Consider the following 18744-nt stretch of genomic DNA (forward strand, 5'->3'; position numbering starts at 1 on the left):
TCGCCCCCAAAATACTACTTTAATTATAAAAGTTAAAAATATTAGATAAAAAATTCAACGACAAAACTACTTTACTACTCAATTTACCTCTATTAGAAAGTAAATTGAGGCTATAACTCATTTGTTCGAAAAAATATCCTATCAAACCTAAACTTTATAAACTAGTATTGTAGTAAAAACTTCTTTTATAATACCTGAATAAACTTATACATTGAAAGGTTTATCATTATGAATGGTTTAAAAGTTTTTAGTAGAGAGATAGGTGGCAAAAAGTTTGTAGTTGAAACAGGGCATATTGCAAAGCAATCTGATTCTGCTGTACTAGTTAGATATGGAGATGTAGTTGTTTTATCAACAGTAAATTACGGTGATAAAGTTCAAGATGTAGATTTCGTACCCTTAACTGTAAATTATGTTGAGAAATTCTATGCATCTGGTAAGATACCAGGAGGTTTCGTTAAAAGAGAAAGTAAATTTTCTGACAAAGAGATCCTAATATCAAGGCTTATAGATAGACCTATAAGACCACTTTTTCCCAGAGGATTTATAAACGAAGTTCAAGTAATAACAATGGTACTATCAGCAGATCAGATAAATCCTTCGGATGTAGTAGCCATTTTTGCTTCTTCAATAGCGCTTATGATTTCATCCCTACCGTTTAGGGGACCTGTTGGAGGAGTAAGAGTTGGATATATAAATGGAAATTACATTTTGAATCCTACCTTCGCACAAATAGACGAATCACTTATAGACATAATAGTAGCAGGAACAGAGCGCGGTATCACAATGATAGAAGGGGGTACCAAAGGAGTAAATGAGGAAGAAATGTACGGAGCACTAGAATTTGCGAATAGATATATAATAGAACTAATAGATTTCCAAAAAGAAATAGCAAAACAAATAGGAAAAGAGAAAATTCAAATAGAACAAAGAGAACTTCCAAAAGAAGTTTTTGACATAATATGGAAGTACGAAAAACAGATGAAAGAAGCAATGAATGTCCAGGACAAAAAAACAAGAGAAAGCAATATGGATGAAATCGTAAATTCAATAAGAAACGATATAATCCAAAATTTAGGTGAAGAAGCAAACAACATAAATTGGAATGATGTAACATTTTACATAGAAGAGATGGAAAGAGATATACTAAGAAGACAAGTTTTGGAAGAAGGTATAAGGATAGATGGAAGAAAACCAAAAGAAATAAGACCAATATGGTGCGAACTTGGAGTACTTCCCAGAACACATGGATCTGCAATTTTCACTAGAGGACAAACGCAAAGTTTAGGTATAACAACACTCGGTAGTGCCAGTGATGTACAATTCATAGATGATATCGAAGAAGAAGGATTTAAAAGATTTATGTTACATTATAACTTTCCACCTTTCTCTACTGGAGAAGTCAAAAAGCTAGGCCCTGTATCCAGAAGAGAAATAGGACATGGGCATCTTGCAGAAAGAGCAATTGAAGCAGTTTTACCACCCGAAGATAAGTTTCCATATACAATAAGAGTAGTTTCAGAAATACTTGAATCAAACGGTTCTTCATCTATGGCAACGGTATGCAGTGCTTCACTTTCGCTCATAGATGCTGGAGTACCAATATCTGATCTGGTAGCAGGTATAGCAATGGGTATAGTGCTTGATGAAAAAACAGGTAAATACGACCTGATAGTCGATATACAAGGACTCGAAGATAAGTTTGGTGACATGGACTTCAAAGTAGCAGGTACTAGAGATAAAATAACAGCATTCCAAATGGATCTCAAAATTGAAGGATTACCTCTACCCATCCTAAAAGAAGCACTCTATATAGCAAAAGAAGCAAGGAATAAAATACTTGATATAATGGAAGAAAAAGTAAAAGGAAAAGAGCTAAAAATATCAGATCACGCACCTAGAATAAAATTTATAAAAACTGATCCTGACAAATTAGCAGATGTAATAGGCCCCGGTGGTAAAGTAATAAAGAAGATAATACAAGACACCGGAGTTAAAATCGATATATCACCTGAAGGCAAAATAACAATATCTTCAAAACCAGGAGAGGGAGATATAGAAAAAGCTTACAACATAATAAAAAATATAATTGAAGGTGTAAAAGTAGGAGATATTGTCACAGGTCCTATAACTAGGATTGAAGATTACGGCGTATTTATCGAAGTTATGCCTGGAAAGGAAGGTATGATCCACGTATCAAAACTATTTAGATCTAGAGTAAAAGATATAAGAGAATACTTGAGCATAGGAGACACAATAACAGCAAAAGTTATCTCAATTGATAATCTAGGTAGAATAGCTTTATCTAGAATCGATGCAGAGAAGGAAATAATAGATAAATCAATTTCAACACAAAGGAAACAGTAAAAACTAAATCAGAATAAAAATTATCTGAATTTATTTATCAGGTAAATTTACACAAATTGCACCAATCAATCTAAAAAACTCTAACCGTTATCAACCGCTTATCACAAAGAATATCTAGGTTTTGGTAAACAAAAAAAACCAAACCCAAGTTAACTTCTACTATATTTCCACATAATATCTTCTCATAAAATCTCAATAACTATTCAAAGTTTCTAATGTAATTAGCGGATAAATTCTTAATCGACTCAACACCCAATATCCTAAGTGTTTCTTTTATTTCATTTTTTATCTTTTCTAAGTAGTACTTTACTCCATCTACCCCACCTCCAAAAGCATATATAGTTACAGGTCTTCCAATCCCAACAAAATTAGCTCCCAAACACAAAGCTTTTACTACATCTGCTCCACTTCTAAAACCTCCATCTACTCCTATTATTACATTTTTCCCCTTTAAAACCTTCGCTATTTCCGGCAATACATCAATAGTTGCTGGTAACGAATCGTTCACTCTTCCTCCGTGATTTGATACTACTATAACTTTAGCTCCTGCTCTATAAGCCAGAATAGCATCTTCAACCGTCATAATTCCTTTTACAACGAAAGGCAGATGTGTTGAACTTATCAAATATCTAAGTTCATCAAAGCTTTTAGGACTTACTTCCTGATTTTTCAAACGCATAGTAAGGATTGAAATACCATCAACATCCATACCTACAGCTAAAGCTCCAACTTCTTCTGCTTCTTTTATCCTTTTCAGGATTTCACTATTATCTTTTCTAGGTTTGAAAATTCCTACACCATTACCAAAATTTTCAAGTATTCCTTTTATACCTACTTTATACTTATCAGGTGTAGCACTATCTCCAACCATTGCAATAGTACCAGCAAACATAGCTCCCTTTAACACCCATCTAACATACTCAAGCTCATCAACTAATCCTCCAAGATTTGTCTTAGTACCTGTAACAGGAGATACTACAACGGGCATATCAAGTTTAATTCCCAAAAAATCAAACGAAATATCAATACTATCAACAGAATGTATATATCTAGGAAGCAACTTGTACTTCTTTAGAGACTTAACATTCTCAACAAAAGTCTGACCACTACCTACTCCTCCAATTCCTGGCATTTTGCCTCTACAAGCTTCCCCATTACATTCTTTACAAACATAACAACTACCATTAAACTTTTCCTTTGCTATTTTCAGGATTTCAACATCAGAAATAAAACCCATATTATTCAAAGTCTCTATTTTTATACTTCTAAGAGCTTTATTAACATTCCTAATAGCTTCTTCCTTTGTCTTACCTACTGCTATTACGTTACCAGCTTTGTCTAAGTTATTTTTTGGGTCTACTATCTCATCTCCTTCTTTAACTTTTATTATAATATCCTTTACTCCATCTATGGATTTAGCCAGATTAATACCTTTTATTGATTTTACAACTCCTTTGTAAGGTATTATTGCTCTTTCAATAGCAACTAACTTATATTCATAATTCCCTATTTCTGGTTCTTTACCAAGGTGTATAAGTAGTATGTTTCTCATAAGATTAACACCTGTTGAATACGGAAAGGTATGAGTTGACATAAATCCACCTGAAAGTCTTGATGCTATCTCACCTACATAAACTTTTCCATCCTTTTTAATCCTTATATCTCCTTTTGCTGCACCATTTACTATTCCAACTGCTTTTACAGCCTTTTTAAATTCTTCCAATGCTAGTCTAACAATATCACTCGGCAAACTAGTAGGCATAATGTGTCCAGTCTCAACAAAGTAAGGTGGGTATTCTATTATTCTATCGGCAATTCCAGTTACAATAACTTCTCCATTATATACTAATGCATCAACACTCAATTCATCTCCATCTATATACTCCTCAAGAATAACTCTCTGTTCCATAGAATAACTTACACTTTCTTGAAAAGAAGAAATCAAATCTTTCTCATCAACAACCATCTTCACACCACGTGCCCCCATATTATCAACTGGTTTTATAACAGTAGTCTTACCCTTTGATAAAAGCAACTTATATGCCTCAAGACAATCTTCAATAGAATTACACAGATAAAATTCTGGCACACTAACTCCATTCTCATGAAGTGTTTTTCTCATAAGGAACTTATTTGTTGTCCTAAGCGCTGTATCTGGAGAAACTAAATAAGGGGCAACAATCTCATTTATTTTAGCAACAGTATATGACATATCTGTACCCACAGTAATTGCTGTTATAACTTCATCTATCAAATTATCTTCCTTCAACTTTTGAAGTATACCTACATAGTCCCTCGTGCTTATCGGGAAAAACAAATCTGCTATTTCAGAACCTAAACAATGAGGATCTTTGTCAAAGACTATTGACTTAAAACCCATATTCCTTATCTCATTTATTATCTTCTCCTGCAATATTCCCCCACCTATTGATACTATATACTTTTTCATATCCATATTCTTTATAGTACATTATTCTAAATGCAATAGCTAATCATCAGAAAATTCTGAAAAAATTAGTATATAAAAAATTGAGTACATCAGAAAATTGAAAAACTCTAGAGTTTTTGTTGATAATAATCACTGAAATGGATTTTCAAATAAAAGAAGTTGAGGTAGATAAAATAAAGGTAAAAAATAGGCAGAGAAAGTACATAGGTGACATAACTCCATTAAAAAAGAGTATGAAAGAAATAGGGCTTATAAATCCTATAGTAATATCCGATGATTACATTTTAATCGCAGGATATAGAAGATTATTATCTGCAAGAGAACTTGGATGGAAAAAGATAACAGCAAGAATAATAAGCTCCGATAAAAAACATCTATTCGAAGATATTGAGTTTGATGAAAATTATGCAAGAAAAAATCTGTTTCAAGAAGAAGTCGAAGAAATCATTAAAAAGCAGAATAGTAAGAAAAAAGGCATATTAAGGAAGTTCATAGATTTCTTAAAGGCCTTATTCTCTTGAATTTTATGTTTAGGATATGCGTAATTTTAGTATTTATTCTCTCATTCACATCACTATTAGAAGCCAAAATTAGCGACATTAAAGTAAATATATCAATACCTAAAAATCAAATAACATACTCTGTATCATTTGAAAGCGATGGAAGAGATTTTGAATTTCTCATCGATAGAGAAGTACTTTTCATCAGAGTTAACAAATCAAAGGCAAGTTTCAGAAAAAAATCGAGTGGAGGAACATTTATATATTACGTTGATGTCAAAAAAGAAGAAAAAACAGAAGTAGAAATTGTGTATGACTATAGTATATCTAAAGAATATAAAAGCAAAGGAATAGTTGTTATATCCGAAACACTAAGAAATCTACCTTACCTAACCATTGATGATGTTGAAAATATTAACTCTAGCTTATACATAGAAGTAGGAACCATTGACGTTCCTGAAATATTCGTTGATAACAAACCTTTAGAAGTGAATAAAGATACAATAACTATACAGAGAAAAATTAACACACCAATAATAATTGGTTATCTTGATTTTGTAAGCATATCTTTGAATAGCACAAAAATAGACTTAATAATACCCGAGGGAAATGAAAGTATATCACTTGACTTAATATCTTTCTTGAATCTTTCTCTATCAGTAATCAAAAAAAAATTTGAACTAAAGACACCTAGTCAACTGAATATAATATACTATCCACAATCAACTTTTTCCGAGGTAATTGGTGACAACATAATAATAAACAAACTAACCTCAGTTGTTAACGATTACTTTTCAAACATTGAAAGGTTAGAAGATTTAATACTCATATCTCATGAATTACTTCACCTAAGCCTTGGAAAGAAAATAAGTTATGAGATCACTGACATAATAGAAGGATTTATACAATATATTAGTATTCAAGTTCTATCTGAAATTTTTGGATCAAGTCAAGTAAAAGATACCATATTTAAAAATTATCTATCACAACTAAAGTACTTATCACTAGCTAAAGATACCCCAGATATCATTAGATACAGGAAGTATCCTCTTATATACAGATACATATCAGAAATTATTGGAGAATCTCAACTGATATCATTTTTTAAGTATCTAACGACGCTAAATGAAGAAATAACATTTGAAGTTTTCAGAAGATCATTTAGGAATATAACTGGTATAAATTTTGACATATTTCTACCTCTTTTCGATGGGTTACCTACTCTATGGAACTTAGAGATAACTAGAAATAACGATAATATAACAATCTATTCAACAGCACCAGTCAGAGTAAATACCTACATAAGCATAATATATAATAACATATCAACAAACATAAACATTGAAATAAATAGATCTTCATCCATAACGATAGGATCTGGTATTTCTTTTGATAATGTAATAGTTAATCCTAATAGATATTTCCCAGAGCTTTTTTACTATGACAACTATCTAACTCCTAATGTAGACCCCATAGTTAGAGATTTAGTATCAGAAATACAGTACATACTAAACACAGATGACTTATCTAATGCCAAGAAGAAGAGAATATTAGTTTCAGGAACGCTTGAAAAAAAAATAAAAGAATATCTTATGCAGAAGAAGAAAATTTTTGAAAGCAACAATATCAAAGTAGGTATAGAAAATGTAATAAGATATAACAACAAAATATTAGTAGAATTAGTTCTTTCCTCTCCAACTAAATACAAACAAGCTTTTTTAACAATAAGTTATGGAAGATCCCATTATATTTCGGATTTTTCAATTATGATGTAATTGGTGACAAAATCTCTTGCACTTTTGAGTAACCCCTTTGGTTAATTGAGGCAATCTTGTATACTTTGAGGGGTTCGCTTTTACCTTTCACTTTTATTTGGTCTTGCTCTTCAACATCTATAAAGTCTTTCACGAGTTGATAAGTATTTTCACTTATTATACATGTATTGCCCATAGCAGCTCCACATAATCTTGCAGCAGTATTAACAGCATCCCCGATAACGGTGTAACTTAATCTATCCTTAGATCCCATATTGCCAGCAACTACATTACCGGAGTTTATACCTATACCAGGTGTTAGAAGAGGTTTATTTTCTTCCTTCCATTTTAAGTGTAAGTATTCCATTCTCTTTATCATTTCATAAGCAGTAACAACAGACAATAATGCATCATTTATCTCTCCAAATGAAATAGGAGCTCCATATACTACCATTATTTCATCTCCTACAAACTTGTCTACAACTCCTCTATATTTTTTAACTATCTCAACCATTTCTGTCATATATTCATTAAGAATTGAAACAAGATCTCGTGGATCCATTTTTTCACTCATAGATGTAAAACCTCTTATATCCGAAAACAACATTGTTGCGAATCTCATCTCTCCACCAAGTTCTATTCCTTTACTGATAAGCTCCCTGGCAATTTCTTCTGACACTACCTTGTTCATTATATCTCTCATTCTCTCTTTTTCAGCAATCTGTTCAACCATATTATTAAAGTTCATCGCGATAAAACCTATCTCATCACTTGATTTAACATAAGCTCTAATCGTTAAATCACCCTCTGAAAGCTTATTCATAGCATCTGTTATTATTCTAACACCTTTTGAAATTCTACTGGACAGAAAAACAACAAGCAAAACAGCAATAAGTATAGCAACCAATGCTCCAATCTGAACCTGCCTTTCTACATTCTGAATCGTCCTATCTATACTCTCTGTGGACATACCTATGTATAGATTCGCTACATATTTACCTATATCACCTTTTATCAAAACAGGATAAGAAAATAAAAGTCTTCTTTGAGATTTACTCCCTTGATTCTCATAATAGTACTGTAGAAAACCAATAATACCAAAACTACTAATAATAAACTGTTCCATCATGTTTAGGATATAGTCATATTCTTCTCTTGAAATAAGCTCCTTATTATCATTTAAAAAACTTTTAAATTGATCAAAATACGGTTTTACTAGTTCATACGTAATATAATTGTAATTTAAAACTTCAACCAACCTTGACAACTCTGATCTGAATTTCAAACCTAAATTACCCTTCTCATATTTTCTTTGGATTGACTTTATCTGCCAGTATAGAATTGAAAGTTTCTCATAGTTGTTTTTCAGATTATCCTTAAGGTTTTTTGATGCAACTTCTATTATCTCTTCTGATCTTTTGCTATCGAAACCAAGTTTATCCGAAACAGTCAAAATTACTTTATCTCTACTTAACTTTAAATCAAGTCCTTCATCAACAAAACCTAAAAACACTTTTTCCAAGAACCCTTTTTTTCTAATAACTAAATTCGTAATTAGTGTACTATAAACAAACATTATATCCTCGTGTTTATAAGTACCTTTAGGTAATTGAAATTTTTCCATAAAACCTACTACTGGGCTAGAATGCGCTATTACATTATTATCCATGTCAATTACAGTTGCCCACATAATATCTTCTGTTTTAGGTATATCAGCAAAAGTTTCTATAAGGTTTATATATTCTTCCTTAAGCTGAAGATCTAGAAGAACAGATTTCATAATCTCTTTGGAGGAAAATATTTCCTTCTCGATTTGAGGATTTCGTGCTATTTTATCTGCTATTATCGAAGACATTATAGTAGACAACGAAGAAGATACATTTTTCGATATTGACCCACCTCTAACCTTAATCTCACCTTCAAGACCATCCGTTATTGAACGGACGGTAGAAGTGTATATAACTGCTATCATTATGATCATTACAGATGAAACGGAAAGGAATATTTTCTTTCCTAAGCTTAATTTTATCTTAAAGCCTTCTTTATTCATATGTTTAACTACAATAAATATAATAAATTACACCTACTACAAAACTAAATTTATCCTCCAACAGCAAGCCTTGGTACTTAGTAAAAGGCCATCAGTATAAGTAATCCATACTAATTTTTCAAAATGACTACCTTATACCTATATTGCTGACAAATATGACTTGTGGATAAAATACAGTAAAATTATCTCCTTCAAGTATTATCCTATCATAACTTTTGTTTGTGTCAACTAAGAGTTCAATAGCCGACAATTTTGGCACATTTCTAGATAGAGTTTTAACTCTTACCTCCTTTGGAAAAGTTTGGTATCTATCAGAATTCAAAATGACAATAGGCAAATTAGTTTCAACTATCATATCAAGATCAATAAAAATTTCTTCAGGGAATATTGATACTTCTAATCTTTTAATTTCTTCAGGTAACACAAGTTTAACTTGGTATGTACTTTTCGGACTAATTACCGACAAATCAACAAACGCGTAAATTGAATTTTTAGGTATATTGAGTATTTTTGAAACATCTTCTTTGTTACCTTTTATCTTAACCAAAATATAATTAGGTAGTTCATTCTGATTTACTATAACTTTATCTTGAGACAGACCTCTGTAATTCAATGGCAAATAAAATTCATAAGTTGTACTTATTAGATTTTTAAGGTATAGCCATATAAAAACTGCAAGCACCAAAGATATTACTTTTAGGAATATGTCATCCAACAACTTATCTAGCAAATGTTTCAAAGTAATTTTTGAGAACATTTTCAACTACCTCTAAATCAACATCATAGTCAAAGTAAGCGTCCATAGCAACTGATATTTTGCCTGTTTCTTCCGATACTATTATAACTATTGCATCAGTTTCTCTTGAAGTTGCATATCCGGCCCTGTGTCTCGTACCAAGACGCTTGTTTATTTTATCAGGTGTCAAATCAGGGGGTACCCCTCCAATAGGTAATATACATCCAATACCAACTATTTTGAGACCTCTTATTATCATAGCACCATCATGGTATTGCGATGTTTTCTCAAATGTCTTAACTACTATGTCTCTTGTTATGCTATAATCAACTTCCTTACCTGTACTTATATAGTCCCCCAATGGAATCCTCCTCTCGAAAACTATCAATGCACCAATATTTTCCCTTGACATCTTATCAATGGCTTCTATAATGGATTTTAACTCTCTGGCATAAATTTCAACTGATGTTCTTTTTTTAGTAAGTATCTTAATAGAACCTATTCTCAGAAGTATTTCTCTTATTTCTTCTCTAAAGATAAATACCAATATCAAAACAGAATAACTTATAACACTATCATAAAACCAAGAAATAACCTCAAAATTCAAATATTTTGAAATAATACCAACAACGATAAATATTACTATACCGTTTATTATAACTACAGACTTTGTTCTTTTCAGAAAAGAAAGCGTTTTGTATAGAATAAACCATATAATATAAATCTCAATACCCCCTATAACATAGGGTTTCAAATATTGTATAAATTCCATAGATGCTACTCCTTAGAAATTAACCAATATGACCTTATAAACATTCGAAAGCCTAAAATAGATCTTGTTTTTATAAATATTATAATAATATAGACTTTTTTATTCCACTGATTTTTTCAAAATCTACAAAGTTCTCAAGATAAATTCCTAACTATTGGAATAAATAGTTCTACTAAAGTACTCTACAAAACTCCAGCACAATTAGTCTGAAATACAAAAAGCAACTTTCTAGTAACTCTACCCAAAAATAAACAAACTATTTCAATGATACTACATTTCATAAAACCTAAAAATTCTCAAGTTTAACTAATCCTTAGATTCATGACCCAAGCGCAAAAATATTTAATATTTTCTAAGTATATCTTTTAGAATTAAGGTTATATGAGATGTTCTATAGTTTCAATAGGTACTGAGATAACGAAAGGTTTCATACTTGACTCCAACTCAAACTACCTATCAAGAGAGTTAGGTATAATAGGTGCGGATGTTAGATTCATCCTAAGTGTCGGAGACAACAAAGAAGAGATAATGAGGGTATTGAAATTTGCTTATGAAAACAGTGATATAATTATAACAACAGGGGGGCTTGGACCTACTGCTGACGACTTGACCAGAGAATGTGTAGGTGAACTTTTAGGAGTAGAATTTATATTATCAGAAACTATTCTCAATAAAATAAGAGAAAAATTTCTCAAATACAACAACGGAGAAATGCCAGAAATAAATAAGCGCCAAGCTTATATCCCCAAACAAGGCATAGTAATTGATAACGAAATAGGTTCTGCTCCAGGCTACATAATAACAAAAGACAAAAAGTTTGTGATTTCACTACCTGGAGTACCTCAAGAAATGAAAACTATGTATAGAAACTTCCTCAAAAACTACATCTCTAGCAATATACTAAAAAGAAATAAGAAAGAGTTTTTCGTTAAAATCCTTGGTATGCCTGAATCCAAAGTTGACGAAATAGTATCTTCTTCTGGCATTAAAGAGTATAATACAATAGCAGATTACGGAGTAGTTGATACTATTTTTTACTTTGAACCTCAAAATTACGACGAGGAAAAATCCTTCATTATTAACTTTTTAAACGAACGCATAAACTCTCAAGGGGTAGTCATGTTTTTTTCCGAAGAACTCAGCGATATACCATCAATAGTAAAATCAGAATTTACAAAAAGAAAATTAACCCTTTCAACAGCAGAATCTATGACCGGTGGATACTTATCTCAATTACTTACTTCTGTTCCTGGAGCAACAAGTTATTTTCTAGGAGGTATAATATCATATTCTGATTCCTCAAAAATATCAGCATTACGCATTAAAGAAGAAACTATAAATAAATACTACGCCACTAGTATGGAAACTACAATTGAAATGGCTAAAAATTCACTTGAAATATTCAAAAGTGACGTTTCTGTAGCAATAACAGGTATAGCAGGCCCTACAACAGATGCATCAAGAAAAGAAATAGGAACAGTTTACATAGTATCTATGCTCAAAGATGGTAATTACTTATCAAAAGAGCTTAAACTATTCGGAAATAGAGAGAAAATAAGAAGCTCAGCATCATTAAAAGCAATAGAACTAACAATAAAACTCATTCAATCAAATGAGGTTTTATGGGGAAGATAATTATTCCTTTACTCATTATTTCAACGTTTTGGTTTTTAGTTATGTTTCTATACTCATACATTATATTTAAACTTATGTCATTAAAAACCATATTCAATATACTTGTTGGACTAGTAACATTAATAATTATCATAACTTTATTCTTGAAGAAGTATAGAAAAATGAAGATACTAAATCAAAGGAAAATAGTCTATAAAAGTATTATTAAACCTATTCTAATATTCTTAATTCTATCAGTATCTACACTAATAATAATCTACATTTTCATAACTCTGGACCTAATAATATAGACCTTGTAAACTACTAATAAGAAAAAATAATCTTGCAATAAAGCTAGAATCGTTCAAAGATCTACCATTTAGAATTTAAAGTAATTTCATAAAGACAAATTTTAAACCTTTCCAGACATAAGCACATTATACACTCTGATTGTATATTTTTAATCTATACTTCTCAAGAAATAATCCAAGTACAGCAATATGGTTCCACAAATAAAATCTCAGAATGTTTTGATTAAAAACCAACGTCAAAAGTTCGATAAAAAGTCCTGAAATCAAAGCAAACAATATAACTCCTCCCCCAATATTGTCACTTTCAATAAGTTTTAATATCACTCTAGCACTATCATATGTTAGTTTTAGTATAAAAATGATAAATATAATAAAACCTACGAAACCAAAGCCTGCAAGCATTTCAGCATATATACTCATACCTTCAAACTGCTTAACATCTAAGTTACTTTGGGGCATAACTCCTTGTCTAATTGCTTTATGAGGTGCAACTCCCCCTAAACTAGTCCCTATTATTGGATTTTCAAAAGCAACCTGTAATGTTTTTTTAAATTCCTCTATCCTAGGGCCAAATGATGTTTCTTGTCTAGTTTCCATTATTTCTCGGTTCTTTTCACGAACAGTAAATGCTGATGCAGATAAAAATGTAGGCAAGTAGTTAAGTATAAAATTTACCCCAAATACAACAAGTAGTGATGTTAAAGCTATTTTTAATAAATTATTAAAAGCAACACTTACAATGTCCCTAAACTTATTGAAATATAAAATAATGATGATAAGTAACAAAAATGAAAAACCACTAAGTATCCATATAACGATAAACATTTTTGATGTCGATACCAACGAAACTGAAGTTATAAACCCCACAGATACATAAAAAAGCCACTTCAATTTACTTTCATTTGATACAAAAAGACTTGCTAAAACTACTAGCACCATACTAGGTGAAATATATGTAGCAAAATAAGATGGTTCATAAGTTAATCCATTTACTCTACCAGGTTGAGTTGCAAATATATTCACTTGTAATAAGTAGTAACCTATTTGCTGAATTATACCAAACATTGCGTGTACAAGAAAAGAAAAAACATAAAGTTTTAATACTATATCCAAATTTATCACATTTCTCAAATTTATGAAAGATATAACAAAAATCACAAATAACCAAAACCATATAGCATACATTATACCCCTGGTTATTAGTATTGAGTTAAACACAAATATAGAATTGATAACACACACAAATACAAGCAATATAACCCAAACCGGTAGACTTAGTTTCTCTCTTTCTTTTATAAGAACAAAAAATGAAAGTAACACCAACACAGCTAACAGAATACCTACAAGTCTGACATTGAAACCTAACACTCTAAAGTTGAGTACTATATCAACTGGTGCTAAAACAAATACTGAAAAAACCATAAAGTATATAAAAAACTTAATATAACTCATAAATATTACCTTTAACTTCAGTATTTCTAATATTATAACACTTTAAACAAAGTTTTCAAAAGTTAGATTTATCAAAATAATATAAGCACAAATCAAAAAATTCCAAATCACAATACCCCACTCATGAGATAGAACTATTTTATTGCTGATTTAGTACTAAATTATAATTCTTACTGTGGATAAAGAGAGTATCGTTAACTACATAGTTAAACTTCTATTAAACAATGAAAAGGTTGATGAGAAAACGAAAGACAGAATAAACATTTGGAAACCTTTGATAGAATACAAAATTGATAATGTGGCAAAAGTTATAAAGAACCTAAATGGGGAAACTAGAAACCAAGTTATGAATGTAATTATTTCAAAAGTCTGCAAAATTATAGTAGATATAGATAATGCTGTGAGAAAGAATTACGCTTATGGTGAAGACCAAATTATAAGAGCAATAGTAGAAATTCTTACAAAGGATAAGATATGATGGGAAGAATAGGTAGATTTGTAATAAGCAAACTCGACTATTTTTCTGGTGTCATTTCTTTAACTATCTATAGCATACTAGAATTATTTAAAAGGCATTCCAAAAACCAAAGATTATTACTTTACCAAAACACTGTAAAGCAAATATACTTTACCGCTATTCAAGGTTTAAAATCCGTATTTTTTGTATCTTTAATTTTAAGTCTAGCAACAATATCAATACTATTTACTCAGTTTCCTAACATAGTTCCAAAAGAAATCATTGCAGATGTATTTATCATAGTCATATACAGAGAGATTATGCCTCTTTTTATCTTAGTTATAGTAACAGCAAGGTCAGTTTCAGCAATAGCAGTCGAAATTGGTAATATGACAGTAAATAAAGAATTTGACATACTTGTTTCAATGGGAATAGATCCATTGTTTTATCTAACACTTCCCAGGATAATTGGGATGACAATATCTCTTTTAGTGCTAGTAATATTTGCGAGCTTTATAATATTAGTTCTAGGACCAAGTATACTCATATTGTTTTACGAAGTTGATTTTACAGAGATTACAAAATTAATTTTCAGTAAAGTAACTGTATACGATCAAATACTAGTTGTAATGAAAGTTCTTACAGCAGGTTTATTTATGCCCAGCATATCTTCGTACTATGGTTTTAAAACACCAACCAAAAATCTTGTTCCAGTATCTTCCACAAAAAGTATTATGGCATCACTATCACTAAGCTTAATATCAAGCCTAGGATTGAGCTTACTATTCTACATATTCTTAATCAGCTAATAATCTCAAAAACTATAAAAGATATATCATCGACTTGGTATTGTTCTTCAGAAAATGATAGTATATCTTCTAGTAAATAAGACTTTATGTCTTCTATGTTATCACAAGAAAGCAATACTGCTTCTAGCCTTTTTTCACCATATTCCATATCATCAGAATTTTTTATATCAACAACACCATCACTAAAGATAAACACTCTCCTACTACCAACAAAAACTTCATCAATAATTATGTTATCTTCACAAATATCCACAAGACCTATAGGTACATTGGAAGCCCTTTTTTGTAGCATTTCACCTTTGTTAAATATATAAACAGGCTGATGTCCCATATTTATTACATCCATCTTTTTGGTATCCTTGTTAACTAAACAAACAATCATAGTTATATATTTTTCATAATCAAAATACTCTATGATTATATCATTCAACTTTTTAATAGCCTTTATGATAGAGTCTCTACTGAGTTTATCATCCGAAATAATTTTGAAAAAGAAGCTAAGCATACTAGTGACTATTGCTGCTGATGTTCCTTTACCCGAAACATCAGCCAGCACTATGAGAGATTGTGATGGAGATATATCTTTTATAAATATATAATCCCCACCTGCATTAAACGATGGTATTGAAACAAATCTATAGTCTACTACATTACTCTTATATAAGGACTTACTTATTATCATATTCTGTAATCTTCCTGTTTCTTTCGAATCTTCCTCAATTATTCTCAAAAGAACTGAATAAATGATATCAGGATTAGTTACTCCATATATTTGGCCATTTATAGTTATTACTATTCTTGCTCTATTCTTAGAAATTTTCTGTATTATAGATCTTATTGGCCTACTAGCTTCTATAACTAAGAAATTCTTTTGAATTCTGTTTGCCAACTTAACAATAGGTTTATTTCCGTATATATGATGACCAAACCTAGTAGATATTAAGTTCAGTACATCCTTTGATTCAATAACACTAACTATTTCATCACCAGCCAACACAATAACAAACATTATCTCAGAGTCCTTCAGAAGAAGATCTAAAACATCATCTGTCAAAACATTAGTATCTACAACCATTGTCTTTTTAGCTGCAACACCAAGAAGATTAATTGGAAATTGCCTATTAGGTTCGTATACTCTATAAGGAACGTTTCTTTCATTAATCTCTACCATAAAAAACCTCCTTTTGTAAAATCCAGATCAAAACCACTATTCAATAAAAAGTCTAACTTGAGATGTTGAATTTCCTAACTAGGTACTTAAAAATAAACAATACAAACTATTAATCAAAAATATAATATTTCTACACTATTGACTAACTCAGATAAATTAAGCCATAACTATCCAACGCTAATAAAGGCATAACAATTGATTCTAATTTCTTGCAATCAAAACCACAATTGTTATTAATAAGACTCAAAAAATTCTTTATAGTTACTAATAGCAACTTTGATAGAGCAACTCTGCCAAAATTCCAACTGTTAAAAACTTCGTAAATTATGACAAAATCTGTTCTATAATTTTAAGTACATCCTTTATGTGAACTATTCCTACTGGTCTAAGCTTATTATCTGCAACTATAAGAGTTGATATACTGTTAGATTTCATAATCCTAAGTATCTCAACTAACCCTGTATCCTTATCTATGTAAAGTATATCCCTATCCTTTTTCATAATTTCCCCCACTCTCATAGTATGTACATCGTACTGCTCCAAGAAAATAACCTTTAGAAGATCGGTTGTGGATATTATGTCTTTTATTGACCCGTTATCATCTACAACAACTATTGAATGAACCTTTTTTCTCATTACTTTATCTATAGCAAGGAATAGACTAAAATTTTCTTTACAAACAAAGAAATCAGTTGTCATCAAATCTGTAGCTTTTATACTATCAACAGTTTTGGACACTATCATTTTATCCTCCGTAATAAATAGTAAAACGAGTAAGTAAAATTAAATAAAATTCAATGTAAAAACTATGAAAAAATCTAAAAATTCAGCTGAAATTAAATGATTTTGATACCATCAAATAGATCTGATATTTTACCTAATACGTCTTGAGAAGACATAAACGTCTCACCTATCAAAAAAGCATTAAAACCATACTTCAAAGAATTCAAAATATCATTTCTTGATTTTATGCCACTCTCAGCAACAATCACATCAGTTTTAATACCGAAGCTCTTAATATAACCAATAAGCTTTACATGGTTTTCAAGAGAAACTTCGAGTGTTTTTAAATTTCTACTATTTATACCAAGCAATGGAATATAAAGCCCTTCTATCTTTTTAAAATCCTCATATTCAAAAACTTCTACAAGAACATCCATGCCTAAACTATCCGCTACTTTAATATAATCAACTATTTGCTCCCTGGAAAGAGAAGATGATATAAGTAGTATACAATCTGCACCATGATATGCACTCTCATATATCTGGTACTCATCTAATATGAAGTCCTTCCTCAAAATAGGTTTTGTAGCAACACTTTTAGACATCATTAAATAGGATATATCACCACTAAAAAAGTTCTTTTCAGTTAAAACCGAGATACAATCAACATACTCGCTATTTTCATATATTCTTGCCATCTCATCTGGAGATATTCCGCTCCTTATGATACCTTTTGAAGGTGATGAAAACTTTATTTCAGCAATTAATCCAGGTTTATTGTTACTAATTTTGCGCTTTAATGTTTCCAAAAAAGACTTTTTAGGTAATTCTCTATCTTTTAATAGTAACTTTATTTCCTCTAACGGTAGTTTAGATTTTAACTCTTCAATTTCAATCCTTTTCAGCTCTATTATTCTTTGTAACATATCTACTTAACTCCACTTCTCAAATTTTTTATAGTGTCTAAAACATCTTTTATCCTATTCCTTGTTTCTTCTTGTACTTTTTCAATATCAAACATTTCCTCAAATCTCTCAACAAATAAAATACCATCAAGGTGATCTATTTCATGCTGTATTGCTTTAGCAAAATATCCCGAAGCATTTATTATATTTCTTCTACCTTCAAAATCTGAGTATTCAACAGATATAGAATAGTGTCTTAAAGTAGGAAGATATAAACCCGGTATAGATAAACATCCTTCTTCCTCTAAGTAATACTTTTTAGACTTATTCTTTATTATAGGATTTATTAACACAACTTTACCCTCATATCCAGCAGGCGACACATCAACTACAGCAATTCTTAAGGGGATGCCTATTTGTGGTGCTGCTAACCCTACTCCATTGCTTGCATACATGACTTTAAACATTTCATCTACCAATTTCTTGATCTCATCGTTGAAGTCCTTAACCTCTTCTGAAGGTTTCAGAAGCAGTGGATTATCGTACTTTATTATTTCTCTCATTAGATCCTCCAAAGCTAGGATTAAATTATATAATACTTAGCTAATTTATTAAAAATACAATCAATGGTAAATTTTCTGAATAAGTAAGAGCACATCTAAAGTTTATACATT

Annotated in this window: 16 protein-coding genes; 7 read left to right on the forward strand and 9 right to left on the reverse strand. The window is 30.6% G+C overall.

Going from position 1 to position 18744, the window contains the following annotated elements:
• The first annotated feature begins 228 nt into the window (after window positions 1-228).
• Window positions 229-2367, forward strand: a complete 2139-nt coding sequence (gene pnp, locus N2712_04275; protein ID MCX8029194.1) for a polyribonucleotide nucleotidyltransferase — start codon at window positions 229-231, stop codon at window positions 2365-2367.
• 199 nt (window positions 2368-2566) lie between these two features.
• Here pnp and N2712_04280 read toward each other — a convergent pair whose 3' ends face one another.
• Window positions 2567-4816 (reverse strand): alpha-hydroxy-acid oxidizing protein, encoded by a 2250-nt coding sequence (locus tag N2712_04280; GenBank protein MCX8029195.1) that lies wholly within the window; start codon window positions 4814-4816, stop codon window positions 2567-2569.
• 137 nt (window positions 4817-4953) lie between these two features.
• On the opposite strand from N2712_04280, the gene N2712_04285 reads away from it, so the two are divergent.
• A complete protein-coding gene (locus N2712_04285; GenBank protein MCX8029196.1) occupies window positions 4954-5337 on the forward strand; it encodes a ParB N-terminal domain-containing protein in 384 nt (127 codons plus the stop codon).
• A 5-nt stretch (window positions 5338-5342) separates the two neighbouring features.
• Complete coding sequence (locus tag N2712_04290; protein ID MCX8029197.1) at window positions 5343-7091, forward strand: hypothetical protein; 1749 nt, start codon at window positions 5343-5345, stop codon at window positions 7089-7091.
• Here N2712_04290 and N2712_04295 read toward each other — a convergent pair.
• The 3 genes from N2712_04295 to cdaA all read right to left on the reverse strand — a co-directional run bounded on the left by N2712_04295 (window position 7081) and on the right by cdaA (window position 10628).
• Window positions 7081-9120, reverse strand: coding sequence for a HAMP domain-containing protein (locus N2712_04295; protein ID MCX8029198.1), 2040 nt, complete (start codon window positions 9118-9120; stop codon window positions 7081-7083). The two genes, N2712_04290 and N2712_04295, sit on opposite strands and share 11 nt — an antisense overlap.
• Window positions 9121-9247: 127 nt before the next feature.
• On the reverse strand, window positions 9248-9850 hold the full coding sequence (locus N2712_04300) for a hypothetical protein (protein ID MCX8029199.1): 603 nt from the start codon (window positions 9848-9850) through the stop codon (window positions 9248-9250).
• Complete coding sequence (gene cdaA / locus N2712_04305; protein ID MCX8029200.1) at window positions 9840-10628, reverse strand: diadenylate cyclase CdaA; 789 nt, start codon at window positions 10626-10628, stop codon at window positions 9840-9842. Before cdaA ends, N2712_04300 begins: the two co-directional genes overlap by 11 nt.
• Window positions 10629-11009: 381 nt before the next feature.
• Here cdaA and N2712_04310 point away from each other — a divergent pair, with 381 nt between their 5' ends.
• Together N2712_04310 and N2712_04315 are read left to right on the forward strand one after the other, a co-directional pair.
• Entirely contained in the window at window positions 11010-12263 is a 1254-nt protein-coding gene (locus N2712_04310; GenBank protein MCX8029201.1) for a CinA family nicotinamide mononucleotide deamidase-related protein, read from the forward strand.
• On the forward strand, window positions 12251-12553 hold the full coding sequence (locus tag N2712_04315) for a hypothetical protein (GenBank protein ID MCX8029202.1): 303 nt from the start codon (window positions 12251-12253) through the stop codon (window positions 12551-12553). Before N2712_04310 ends, N2712_04315 begins: the two co-directional genes overlap by 13 nt.
• 126 nt (window positions 12554-12679) lie before the next feature.
• Here the strand turns inward: N2712_04315 and N2712_04320 are convergent, their stop codons facing one another.
• Entirely contained in the window at window positions 12680-14005 is a 1326-nt protein-coding gene (locus N2712_04320; protein ID MCX8029203.1) for a hypothetical protein, read from the reverse strand.
• A gap of 175 nt (window positions 14006-14180) precedes the next feature.
• Between N2712_04320 and N2712_04325 the strand changes: the two genes are divergently transcribed.
• Window positions 14181-14483: a hypothetical protein gene (locus N2712_04325; protein MCX8029204.1), complete on the forward strand. Its 303-nt coding sequence runs from the start codon at window positions 14181-14183 to the stop codon at window positions 14481-14483.
• On the forward strand, window positions 14480-15271 hold the full coding sequence (locus N2712_04330; protein MCX8029205.1) for an ABC transporter permease: 792 nt from the start codon (window positions 14480-14482) through the stop codon (window positions 15269-15271). The genes N2712_04325 and N2712_04330 overlap by 4 nt, the downstream gene beginning before the upstream one ends.
• Here the strand turns inward: N2712_04330 and N2712_04335 are convergent.
• The 4 genes from N2712_04335 to def all read right to left on the reverse strand — a co-directional run bounded on the left by N2712_04335 (window position 15264) and on the right by def (window position 18633).
• The gene (locus tag N2712_04335) at window positions 15264-16442 is read right to left on the reverse strand and encodes a SpoIIE family protein phosphatase (GenBank protein MCX8029206.1); all 1179 of its coding nucleotides are present in this window, start codon (window positions 16440-16442) and stop codon (window positions 15264-15266) included. The two genes, N2712_04330 and N2712_04335, sit on opposite strands and share 8 nt — an antisense overlap.
• A 324-nt stretch (window positions 16443-16766) precedes the next feature.
• Complete coding sequence (locus N2712_04340) at window positions 16767-17186, reverse strand: CBS domain-containing protein (protein MCX8029207.1); 420 nt, start codon at window positions 17184-17186, stop codon at window positions 16767-16769.
• A 92-nt stretch (window positions 17187-17278) separates the two neighbouring features.
• Window positions 17279-18091, reverse strand: coding sequence for an indole-3-glycerol phosphate synthase TrpC (locus tag N2712_04345; GenBank protein MCX8029208.1), 813 nt, complete (start codon window positions 18089-18091; stop codon window positions 17279-17281).
• Between the two features lie 2 nt (window positions 18092-18093).
• On the reverse strand, window positions 18094-18633 hold the full coding sequence (gene def / locus N2712_04350; GenBank protein MCX8029209.1) for a peptide deformylase: 540 nt from the start codon (window positions 18631-18633) through the stop codon (window positions 18094-18096).
• Window positions 18634-18744: the final 111 nt, after the last annotated feature.

This window comes from Brevinematales bacterium (genome assembly GCA_026415355.1).
GTDB lineage: Bacteria > Spirochaetota > Brevinematia > DTOW01 > DTOW01 > SKYB106.